Origin of the sequence: Streptococcus oralis ATCC 49296, assembly GCF_000185265.1 — a bacterium.
GTDB classification, from domain to species: Bacteria; Bacillota; Bacilli; order Lactobacillales; family Streptococcaceae; genus Streptococcus; species Streptococcus oralis_BC.
This window is the reverse complement of the sequence record NZ_GL622183.1, coordinates 955,796-967,352: the sequence shown is the minus strand read 5'-3', so window position 1 is coordinate 967,352 and position 11,557 is coordinate 955,796. Positions and strand designations below refer to the sequence as shown.

The 11,557-nt window shown below is 45.7% G+C and carries 9 protein-coding genes; all 9 read right to left on the bottom strand.

The window, feature by feature from the left end:
* Positions 1 to 362: 362 nt before the first annotated feature.
* Entirely contained in the window at positions 363 to 1,637 is a 1,275-nt protein-coding gene (locus HMPREF8578_RS06950) for a hydroxymethylglutaryl-CoA reductase, degradative (RefSeq protein WP_000778361.1), read from the bottom strand.
* Positions 1,637 to 2,809 (bottom strand): hydroxymethylglutaryl-CoA synthase, encoded by a 1,173-nt coding sequence (locus HMPREF8578_RS06945; RefSeq protein WP_025168822.1) that lies wholly within the window; start codon positions 2,807 to 2,809, stop codon positions 1,637 to 1,639. Before HMPREF8578_RS06945 ends, HMPREF8578_RS06950 begins: the two co-directional genes overlap by 1 nt.
* A 118-nt stretch (positions 2,810 to 2,927) precedes the next feature.
* Positions 2,928 to 3,383 (bottom strand): threonine/serine exporter family protein, encoded by a 456-nt coding sequence (locus tag HMPREF8578_RS06940; protein ID WP_000176909.1) that lies wholly within the window; start codon positions 3,381 to 3,383, stop codon positions 2,928 to 2,930.
* 1 nt (position 3,384) lies between these two features.
* Positions 3,385 to 4,143: a threonine/serine exporter family protein gene (locus tag HMPREF8578_RS06935; protein WP_000344542.1), complete on the bottom strand. Its 759-nt coding sequence runs from the start codon at positions 4,141 to 4,143 to the stop codon at positions 3,385 to 3,387.
* Positions 4,144 to 4,230: 87 nt separating this feature from the next.
* The gene (gene pknB / locus HMPREF8578_RS06930; protein WP_000614522.1) at positions 4,231 to 6,132 is read right to left on the bottom strand and encodes a Stk1 family PASTA domain-containing Ser/Thr kinase; all 1,902 of its coding nucleotides are present in this window, start codon (positions 6,130 to 6,132) and stop codon (positions 4,231 to 4,233) included.
* A complete protein-coding gene (locus HMPREF8578_RS06925) occupies positions 6,129 to 6,869 on the bottom strand; it encodes a Stp1/IreP family PP2C-type Ser/Thr phosphatase (RefSeq protein WP_000401529.1) in 741 nt (246 codons plus the stop codon). Before HMPREF8578_RS06925 ends, pknB begins: the two co-directional genes overlap by 4 nt.
* 15 nt (positions 6,870 to 6,884) lie before the next feature.
* Positions 6,885 to 8,198: a 16S rRNA (cytosine(967)-C(5))-methyltransferase RsmB gene (rsmB, locus tag HMPREF8578_RS06920; RefSeq protein WP_002893041.1), complete on the bottom strand. Its 1,314-nt coding sequence runs from the start codon at positions 8,196 to 8,198 to the stop codon at positions 6,885 to 6,887.
* Positions 8,191 to 9,126 carry a methionyl-tRNA formyltransferase gene (gene fmt, locus HMPREF8578_RS06915; protein WP_000163663.1) on the bottom strand — a complete coding sequence of 312 codons (936 nt, stop codon included), beginning with the start codon at positions 9,124 to 9,126 and terminating at the stop codon, positions 8,191 to 8,193. The genes rsmB and fmt overlap by 8 nt, the downstream gene beginning before the upstream one ends.
* A 12-nt stretch (positions 9,127 to 9,138) precedes the next feature.
* Positions 9,139 to 11,535, bottom strand: a complete 2,397-nt coding sequence (locus HMPREF8578_RS06910; protein ID WP_000951977.1) for a primosomal protein N' — start codon at positions 11,533 to 11,535, stop codon at positions 9,139 to 9,141.
* Positions 11,536 to 11,557: the final 22 nt, after the last annotated feature.

The window sequence follows — 11,557 nt, the reverse complement described above, 5'->3', positions numbered from 1 at the left end:
CATGGAAGGGGTTACAAAAACATGCTGTTTTCTAAAGTAGTGTAAACATAAGAATGGGAAAATCCTTTTTAGAGGAGTTTTAAAACATTACTAGAATGATCTTTATTACTATAAAACCATTCACCATAGAATTGCTTCACTTCCATACCCTAAAGTAAGAAATGGATGATATTTCCCTTAAATTAACTGTAAAGGGATTGTATTGTTGAAAATGGGTACATTCTCTGTGATTCAAATATCAAAAAAAGAGAGAATAATGTAATCCTCTCCTGTTCTTCGTTATATGTGAGACTTTTCAATTGACAATGAACTTGTTTTCCTTATGTTTCATTTTTTGAGACTAATAGCACGGTTTCAACTGGTTAAGACCGCCAGACTTTTAAATATTGCTGGGCTGTCTCTAAGTTAAAGGTTTTATCTGCGATGAGGCGCTCAACGAGGGGAGCAACCTCAGACTCACTAGCACCTGCTAGGAGAGCTAGGGATTTGGCCTGTAATTTCATGTGACCTTGCTGGATGCCCGTACTTACTAAGGCTTTGAGGGCCGCAAAGTTTTGGGCAAGACCGATGGACACGATAATCTGAGCTAATTCCTTGGCTGAAGGATTTCCTAGTAGTTCATGACTAAGGGCTACACGTGGGTTGAGACCGATAGAGCCACCCTTGGTCGCTACCGGCATGGGTAGGGTCATCTCACCGACCAATTCTTCTCTTTCCATGTCCAGCGTCCATTGACTAAGACCTTGATAGCGTCCATCTCTACTGGCAAAGGCATGAGCCCCAGCTTCGATGGCACGCCAGTCATTACCCGTGGCAATCAAAATGGCATCAATACCATTAAAAATCCCTTTATTATGGGTAGCCGCTCGGTAGGGATCAGCCTGCGCAAACTGGCTGGCCAAGGCTATTTTCTCCGCAATTTCTCGTCCTTGGTCCCTTTGGGGACTCAAGTAGCGAAAGGCGATACGACAGCTTGCAGTCACCAGAGAATCAGTCGCGTAGTTGGACAGGATCCCCATAAGGCTCTGTCCCTGACTGAGTTCTTCTAAGACTGGTTTCAAAGCCTCCAGCATGGTGTTGAGCATATTGGCTCCCATGGCTTCCTGGGTATCGACATGGAGATAGACAACGAGAAAGTCTGTTTCACCTTTGATCTGCTCTACATGCAAATCACGCGCTCCACCTCCACGTTTGACGATAGAAGGATAGGCTTGATTGGCAAGTTCTAAGAGTTCGGCTTTCTTGCTGGCAATCTTCTCTTGCGCTAGCTCTGGATCAGCAACTTGATTAAGGGCCACCTGACCGATCATCTGGCGCTCATGTACTTGAGCAGTAAAGCCACCTGCTCGCTTGATGATTTTGCTAGCATAGCTGGCCGCAGCAACCACAGACGGTTCTTCTGTCACATAGGGAACTGTGTAGTCCTGACCGTTCACCAAAAGCTCTGGAATGATGGAATAAGGCAGAGAAAAAGTTCCTACCACATTCTCACTCAGCTGGTCTGCAACTGCCAAGCTGACTTGTTCATCCTGCTCCAGACTCGCTTGCTTTTCAGGACTAAGGAGCGCCTGAGCTTTCAGCAACTCCAGGCGCTCATGGTATGTTTTTTTAGAAAATCCATTCCAACTTAACTTCATTATTTTTCAACCTTGCTATAACGGCGTTGGTGGTCGATAATCTCCACCAAGGCATAGTCTTGATATTCATAAGCTGCAAATTGGGCTGAACCAGATTCATCCAACTGTACCTCTTCGAAGAAGACTTTTTCATAGTCTGTAACAGATAAGACTGTACGTTGCTTGAGTTTGCTCAAACGATCCTTATCAAGGTAAGCCTCATAGCCCTCAACCAGCTCTCCACTAAAGAACTCTGAAACCGCTCCACTTCCATAACTGTAGAGGGCAATTTTATCTCCAGCCTTCAAAGTCTCTGCATTTTCCAAAAGGGAGAGGAGACCGAGGAAGAGGGAACCTGTATAAATATTCCCAATCATCTGACTGTAGAGAATGGACTTGTCAAAGTTCTCTTGCAAACTATCCTGTTTTTCTTTAGACAAAGTTTTGTCCATCATCTTGCGCAAGCCTTTTAAGGCCAACTTAGGATAAGGCAAGTGGAAGCAGATGGCCGCAAAGTCAGCCATAGTCCAATCGTAGCGTTTCTTGTATTCATCCCAAGTCGTTGTCAGGCAATCAAGATACTGTTGGGTCGAGTACATGCCGTTTACATAAGGAGTGCTTGAATAGTTCGGACGCCAGAAATCCATGATGTCGCGCGTTTGGGCAACGTTATCATTGTTAAAGGCCATAATGCGCGGATTTTGGGTGATCAACATCGCCACACTTCCAGCACCCTGAGTTGGTTCACCCGGAGTTCCGACACCGTACTTGGCAATATCACTGGCAATAACCAAAACCTTAGACTCTGGAGAATTTTCCACATGCAATTTAGCATAATGAAGGGCAGCTGTCGCTCCATAGCAGGCTTCTTTGATTTCAAAGCTACGGGCGAAAGGCTGAATGCCTAATAGGCCATGAACAAAGACTGCCGCTGCCTTACTCTGGTCAATCCCTGACTCAGTCGCCACGATGACCATATCGATTTCTTCTTTTTCTTTGTCTGTTAAAATAGAGTTGCTTGCACTAGCTGCCAAGGTAACAATGTCCTCAGTCAGTGGAGCAATACTAATTTCATTTAACAAGAGTCCCTTGCTAAATTTTTCGGGGTCAACTCCCCTCGCTTCTGCTAAGTCTTGTAATTTCAAGACATATTGACTGGTCGCAAAACCAATCTTATCAATACCGATTGTCATATTTACCTCTGTATTTTCATTCATTGTAAAAAATCGTTTCATTCTATTTTATCACAAATAGGAACAAAAGAGAGAAAAAAGACTTGATTCAACAAATCAAGTCTTTGCTTTGACTGCATTAGGAAGAGATTCCTCGTTGTTTGCGGATGTAGTAATAAAGCTTTAAAATCACCGTTCCACTTGCCATTCCAATAGAAATAACAAGAGCTAACATAACCACCAAAGTCGCGCTAGCAATTGCATGGCTGTAATCGCCTGTCACAAAGAAAGCTGTCGTTCGATAGGATAAATAACCTGGCACCAAGGGGGCAAGAATAGCCAAGACAAAGACCACCGCTGGTGTCTTATAGACAATACTTAAAATCTGACTGATGCAAGAGCCAATTACTGCTGCGATAAAGGTCGCGACAATAACATTGGTTGGTTCTTTGAGGACGAGATAGAGGAGCCAAACGCCCATTCCCAAAACACCACCAGGTAGGAGCATGGAGCGTTGAACATTCAGTACGATTAGAAAGGTGATAATGGCGAGTAAACTCGCCACTGCTTGGAGCAAAATACTTGTTAGAGTCATCTTATGTCATCAAAACCAGGGCGACAGAGGTGCCAGCCCCTAAAGCGAGGGTAATGAGCAAAGATTCAAACATCTTGCTCATACCAGAGTTGATATGGTTGGTCATGATATCCCGTACCGCATTTGTCAGAGCAATCCCTGGAACAAAGGGCATGACCGCTCCTGCTATAATCAGGTCTGCTGTCGAAGGAAATCCTGTATAGCGGGCCCAGAACTGGGCGATCAATCCGAAAACAAAAGCACCCGCAAAGGCCGTTACAAAAGGAATGCGGACAAACTTCTCTACGTAGAGAGAGAAGGCAAATCCAAATAAGGTCGCAATAGCTGCGCCAAAAGCGTCATAGACATTGCCCCCAAACATAATCGAGAAGAAAGGGGCACTGAGGGTCGCTGCTACGGTCACTTGGAACTTGGTATAAGGAAGGGCTTGATTGCCGATTTCTTTCAGCTTTTTAAAGGCTGTCGAGAGATCAATCTGACCTCCGACAAGCTCCCGTGATACTTGGTTGACATCACAGACTTTCTCAATGTTATAAGAGGATGAGGTCACCCGTTTCATCCGAGAAATATTGGTGTTTTCGATAGAAAAGAAAATAGCTGCGGGCATGGCAAGAACATTGCAATCCATTATTCCTTGCGAATGGGCAATACGGATCATAGTATCCTCAACCCGATGAATCTCTGAGCCACTTTTCAGGAGGATGGTTCCTGCTAGCATAATCACATCAATGACGGCATTCAACTCTCTCGATTCGTCCATTTTCTCCTCCTTTTTTCTACTTCCTATATTTTATCACAAAATCTTGTGAAAAAAAATCTTTGTCATGAAATCATGACAAAGATTCGTTTAATCTCGAGAACTTTCGTGAGTTCCTTCACTATTGGATGAACTGCTAGAAGGAGTGTTCCCTTGTTGATTTCCTTGTTGGTTCCCCTGGTTTGGACTTGTAGGAGAACCCTGGTTTCCACGTTGGGCAGGATTAGAGGATGAAGTTGACGGTGGTGTTTTTGGTTTGTAGATGGAAAGTTTGATACGCGTACTTGCAAGATCAACCTGTTCTCCTGCTCTTGGCGTTTGACTTACAACAGTTCCTTCTGCCGTTCCTTCAGGAGCAGTCGATACTTCTACAACCTCAATATTCGCTTCCTTCACACCGACAATCTGAGTCAAGTTATTCTTTGTAAACTCGAGACTTGAGCCGATGTAGTTCGGCATGCTGACACTAGTCACCTTCTTAGCCACTGTTAAGGTAATCGTAGTGGCTTTTGAGAGATCATAAGTCGAACCCGAAGCAGGGGTCTGTCTGATGACGATTCCAGGTTCGCTTTCATTGGATTCTTCCTCTTCCATCTTGATTAGATTTTCAGGAACCTTCTTCTCCTTGAGTTCAGCTACAACTTCCGTATACTTACGTCCGACATAATTGCTCAATTGGAAGGATTGCTTACCAGAAGAAACAATCAAATTGACCTTGGTTCCTTCTTTTCGGCCACTACCAGCTTCTGGATCCGTTCGAATAACACGTCCTTCTGCTACTGTATCGCTAGCTTCTGACTTTTCTTCACCAGCTTCAAACTTGGATTTTTTAAGAGCTTCCTTAGCCTCGGCAACGGTTTGTCCAGCCACATCAGGAATGGGAATCGTTGCAGGTGTTCTTGACAAAATCCAGACCAAAGAGGCTGCAACCAATAGAAGACTGGCCAAAAGAATCATATAGCGAGCCTTAAACTTCCGTTTCTTGGCTGGTTTTGGCGCTGGAGCCGGTTCTGCCACTGGTTGAGTTGGTTTCTTTAGCTGAGGGCGTTCTTCTTGCGCCGGAGCTTTAGGAATCGATGTTAGTGTACTTTGTGGGACTTTAGGTAAAGTCTTAGTGTCTGCCTTACTCGCATCGTCAAAGACCAGTTTCGGTTCATTGCGACGATTATAAGACAAGCTAGTTGACAAATCCACATACATTTCTGAAACAGACTGATAACGATCTGACAGCTTCTTAGCAGTTGCCTTAATGACAACATTTTCTAAAGCCTGAGGGACAGATGGATTTTCAGCTATGACGGACGGAAGTGGCTTCTGGAAATGCTGGAGGGCAATCGTAACCGCACTATCCCCATCATAAGGGATATGTCCCGTCAGCATCTCATAGAAGATAATCCCCATCGCATAGATATCGCTCTGGAAGGTCGCTTTAGAACCACGCGCTTGTTCAGGTGACAAATAATGAACAGAGCCTAACATTGAGTTTGTCTGGGTCAGACTGGTCTCCGCAAAGGCTACGGCAATCCCAAAGTCCGTGACCTTAGCTGTGCCGTCAGGTGTCAAGAGGATATTTTGAGGTTTCAAATCCCGGTGAACGATTCCTCGAGTATGGGCTAAGCGCATGGCCAAGAGGATTTGTCCCATAATCCGAACTGCTTCTTCGTTTGAAAGAGGATAGTGTTCTTTGATATAACGCTTGAGGTCAAGGCCTGCTACGTATTCCATAGCCAGGTACTGTTGACCGTCTTCCTCACCAATATCTGTTATCCGAACGATATGAGGATGGTCCAGATCCGCCATGGCCCTCGCTTCACGCTGGAAACGTGCCACAGCAATCGGGTCCGTCTGGTAGTTGGTCCTCAGGACCTTCACTGCCACTTCTTCCCCGTCTAGGATCAAATCCTTAGCCAAGTAAACATCTGCCATGCCTCCTCGGCCAATCTGCTTGACAATCCGATACCGCCCGGCAAAAATCTTGCCGATTTGGATCATTCTGCTGCCTCCTCGTTCATGTAAACAAGGGCAACCGTAATGTTGTCTAAACCTCCTGCATTGTTAGCAAAACGAATGAGGGTTGCCGCCTTATCTGCTAGGGAAATATCACTGGTTACAATATCATAAATCTCGCTTGCCGAAATCATATTGGTCAAACCATCACTATTGAGCAAGAGATAATCTCCTGACTCCAGTGTAATCATCCCAAAATCTGGCTGGATTTCATCCTTTTGTCCGATAGACTGGGTGATGATATTCTTTTGAGGGTGAGTTTCTGCTTCTTCTGGAGTCAATTGACCAGCCTTGAGCAATTCATTAACCAAGGAATGGTCACTCGTCAACTGTTGGTATTCTTCTCCACGAATCAAACCGATACGAGAATCACCAATGTGAGCATAGATGGCTTGGTTGTCAATAAACGCAACAGCTTCTAGCGTTGTTCCCATGCCTCTGTAGGCTTCGTCCTGACCTAGTTGATGAATTTTTTGATTTTCAATCTCCAGGTAGTGGGCAAACCACTCACGAACTTCATTGACTGAATCAATTTGGGTATCCACCCAAGCCACACCAAGGTCTGTTACCGCCATCTCACTAGCGATATTTCCTGCACGGTGGCCTCCCATCCCGTCAGCCAAGATGATCATAGTGCGTCCTGCTCGGTTGACAAAGTGATTGACATAGTCCTGATTATTTGTCCGTTTCTGACCAACATCTGTTAATAATGCTATTTCCATTGTGTCAGTTCCTTCCTATTCTGATATCTTGCGAAATTGGCTGATAAAGAATCCATCACTTCCATACAATTCTGGAGTAATCAGGATGCAGCCATCTTTCAGGATATCTTTACATTCGTGTTCTAGTTTAACCTGCTCGAACTCGGGATGACTTTCTAAAAACGCCTCAACGACTTGAAAGTTCTCCTCAGAGACAATAGTACAGGTACTATAAGTTATTATACCACCTTTTCGTAGCGTTTGACAAACACTACCTAATATTTCCAGCTGAATTTCCTGTAAGGACGTGAAATCTGCTGTTTCTTTATTGTATTTGATGTCTGGTTTGCGGCGTAAAAGTCCAATCCCAGAACAGGGAGCATCTACCAAAATCTTATCAAAAGAGTCCCGACTGAAAAACTCATGCACTTTTCTGGCGTCCAACTTTTGTGTTTGCACTCGATCTGCCACACCCAAACGCTCTGCATTTTCTTGGATCAAGTCCAACTTATGATCATAAAGGTCCAAAGCCGTCACCTTACCGGATGTGAGGTAAGAAGCCATATGAGCTGTTTTCCCACCCGGAGCGGCACAGGCATCCAGGACCTGTTCATCACCTTGTAAATCAAGAGTCGGAGCAACCAGTTGACTGGACTCGTCTTGGATGGTTATAGCCCCTTCTGCGAACAAATCATGACCTGCAAAGTGGCCTTGCTCCTTGACCAGACCAGTGGCCGCCAAAGGGGAATCAGTCGCTTCTAACACGGCTTTGATTTCCTCTTTTCGGCTCAAATCGGCTACACGAATACTGGCTTTGTTACGCACCAAGAGACTTTTAAAGATGGCTTGTGCTCGCTCTTCACCGTATTCTTCCTTAAGTTTAGATACTAGCCAAACTGGGAGAGAATAAGCAATGGAATCACGCTTGTTTTTGCGTTTGATACTGTCAATGTCTGACCAGCCTTCTCGCAAGATACGACGAAGGACGGCGTTGACTAATTTTTCACTGCCTTTTTTACGCTCTTTGGCTAGTTCCACTGCTTCATTAACAACAGCGTGATTAGGAATCTTATCCAGATACCGAAGTTGGTAAGCGCTCAGGAGGAGCAGGATATAGAGCCAGTTATCTAGCTTATCCCGGTCTTCGATAAAGTGGGACAGGTACCATTCCAGAGTCAGTTTTCGGGCTACCGTACCGTAGACAATTTCTGTCACCAAGCTCTTATCTGCTTCTGAGAGTTGACTCCCCTTAAGGTGTTTGTTTAAGGCAATATTGGAATATGCTTGGTTGATAAAAACATCCTCTAGCACTGCTAGAGCTAGACTTCTAGCCGTTTCTACTTTAGTCACCAAATCGTTCTCCTACTGTCAATGTGCGTCCAACACCGTTGAGGAAGGAAGCGATGTCCATCTTAGGCTTACCAGCTGGCTGGACTTGCTTGAGAGACAGAGCCCCTTCTGCCGTTGCGACAATCAATTCCTTCTTGCCGATTGAGAGGATCTCACCTGGAGCTCCCTGACCTTCTACTGGTAGGGCTTCATAGATCTTAAAGCGGTCACCTTTGAGAAAAGTATGGGCAACAGGCCATGGATTCATCCCTCTGATTTGGTTAAAGAGTTGGCGATTGGTTTTAGTCCAATCGAGTTTCTCTTCTTCTGGCTTGATATTTGGCGAGAAAGTGACTTGACTTGGGTCCTGAGGCACAGGTTTGATCTCCCCAGCAATATAGCCAGGCAGGGTGTCCAAGAGCAAGTCACGACCAACAATGGCTAATTTCTCAAATAAGGTGCCGACATTATCCTCATCAGTGATAGGAATACTGCGACGGGAAATCATATCCCCTGCATCCATTTCCTTAACCATCTCCATAATGGTTACACCAGCTTCCTCATCCCCTTGAATCAAGGCGTAATGAATGGGCGCACCACCACGGTGTTTGGGAAGAAGGGAAGCGTGAACGTTGACCGCAAAGTCCATGCTATCAAGGAGTTTACTTGGGAGAAACTGCCCAAACGCAGCAGTCACAATTCCATCCGCTCCTAGCTTCATAATGGCTTCCATCTCTGGACTTCCAGATAATTTTTCAGGTTGGTAGATAGGAAGATTTGCTTCTTTGGCAGCCTGCTTGACTGGGGTTTCTTGGATTACTTTTTTACGGCCGACAGCGCGGTCTGGCTGGGTTACAACAGCTAGAATCTCGTAACGATCATCTGATAACAACCCCTTCAAAACTGTTGCTGAAAAGTCGGGTGTCCCCATAAAGATTAGTTTTGTCATTTCTTCTCCTTCTTATAAAAATTGCTGCGGTTCGTGGTCAATGCTGAGACGAAGCTCGCTATTTTCACGTTCTTGAGTCAAGGCCAAGACCTGGTTGAGGGTTGGACCCAGCTCATCTTCTAAACGGTATTTAATCAAAATCTGGTAATGATAAAGGTTGTGGGTACGAGCAATGGGCTTGGGCGTTGGACCCAGGATTTTACTAGTTTCCGATAGACCTGAGCGCAAAATTCCCATAACTTCATAGGCACGTTTGACAACCTCTTCTTCTTTCTTGTGAGAGAGGGTAATCCCAATAGTGAAATAATAAGGCGGATAGCCGAGTTGGCGCCTGATGCTCATTTCATAGGCGTAAAAGCCTTCATAATCCTGCTCCTTGGCAAATCGAATGGCATAGTGCTCAGGATTGTAAGACTGGATCAAGACCTGCCCAGCCTTTTCCGCACGACCTGCCCGGCCAGCCACCTGGGTCAAGAGTTGGAAGGTTCTCTCAGAAGAACGGAAATCAGGCAGATTCAAGGCCGTATCTGCATTGAGCACTCCGACCAAGGTCACATTTGGAAAATCCAATCCCTTGGCAATCATCTGAGTTCCCAGCAAGATATCCGCTTCCCCTTGACCAAACTGGTCAAGAAGAGCTTGGTGACTGCCTTTCCTACGGGTCGTATCCACATCCATCCGCAGAATGCGGGCATGAGGAAAGAGCTCTGCTAGTTCATCGTAGGCTTTCTGAGTTCCCGTCCCGTAGTAACGGATACTGCGACTCTGACAGTTGGGACAGACATGAGGAATTCCCTTAGAAAAACCACAGTAATGGCAATTCATGGTCTTGGTATCCATGTGGAGAGTCAGAGAAATATCGCAGTTGGGGCAGCTATCTACCGTCCCACACTCTCGACACATAACAAAGCTAGAATAACCCCGACGGTTGAGCATGAGGACTACCTGCTCTTTTTTATCCAGGCGATCTTGAATGGCCTCTAGCAAAGGGGGCGTAAAGTTTGACGTCTCATTCTGCCCGATATAGTCCCGAAAGTCAATCACTTGAACCTCAGGAATCGTAGCCAAAGGATTGGCCCGTTGGGTCAGACGTAAGTGTTGATAGACGCCTTTACCAGCCCGCGCACGGCTTTCTAAGCTAGGTGTCGCCGAACCAAGGACCAGGGCCGCTTGATTGTACTGGGCCCGTAGAATGGCGACCTCTCTAGCATGGTAACGTGGATTGCTATCTTGCTTGTAACTAGCTTCATGTTCTTCGTCGATAATGATGACACCCAGATTTTTCAGAGGAGCAAAGATGGCCGATCTGGCTCCAACGACAACTTGAGCATCTCCACGTTCCACTTTGCGCCATTCGTCGTACTTTTCACCATTGGACAGGCCTGAATGAAGAATGGCTACTTTCTCGCCGAAACGAGCAATGAACCGCTCCGTCATTTGTGGCGTCAGAGAAATCTCAGGTACCAGTAAAATAGCCGTCTTACCCTTATCCAAGGCTCCTTGGATAATCTGCAAATAAACCTCTGTTTTCCCACTTCCTGTAATCCCTTGAAGGAGGAAAGGAGGCTGTTGACTGCCAATAGCACTGACAACGGCATCACGCGCCTGTCTTTGTTCAGGATTCAATTCCAAAGGTTGGCTGGCTTCAATGCCTTCAAAATAAGCGGCTGAGCGTTGCACTTCCTTTTGAACTAGGGTTAGAGCTCCTTGCTCCACAAAGAAGTTAACTTGCTCCCTCGAATAAGACTCTAGCAAGCTAGCCAGAGGAGCACTTTCCGCATGGGCAAGCAAATAGTCTCTCAACTCTGCCTTTTTCTTAGCACGCGCAGAAATCTCAATCTTCTCCAGCTTAGTAACATCAATCTCATACCAAGACTGGGTCTTGACCTTCTTTTGATCGACTGCCTGGTATTCTAAGCGGAGCAGACATTTCCTGGTCAATCGCATCATTTCTGCCTGCTTGGCCAAATCTAGAGAAGAAAAGGCTAGCGAATCTTCTGAACCAAACAAGCGCTCTTTGTCTACCTGACTTAGGCCTTCTAAAGGATAGAGAATCTTATCATAGCTGGAGTTTAAAAATCCTGGAAGCATGGCTTTTAGAATGGAGATCTTGTAAGAAAAGACTGACTTACGAAGCTCCTCAGCCAGCCAGAGTTGCTCCTGGGTCAAGACGGGCGAAAAGTCTAGGACTTCTGCAATCTCTTTCAAGTCCTCATCTGTCACTTCTTCATCCGACTGGGACTCCAAGCCCAACACAATTCCTTGGATCAAACGATTGCCCTTACCGAAGGGGACATGGACCCGCATACCGACTTCCAGCATGTCTATAAATTCCTCTGGGACCTTGTAACTATATGGCTGGTCCGTCTGCATCAGGGGAACATCCACGATAATATTTGCGATAGCCATCTTCTCACCTCCTTCTTGTCAC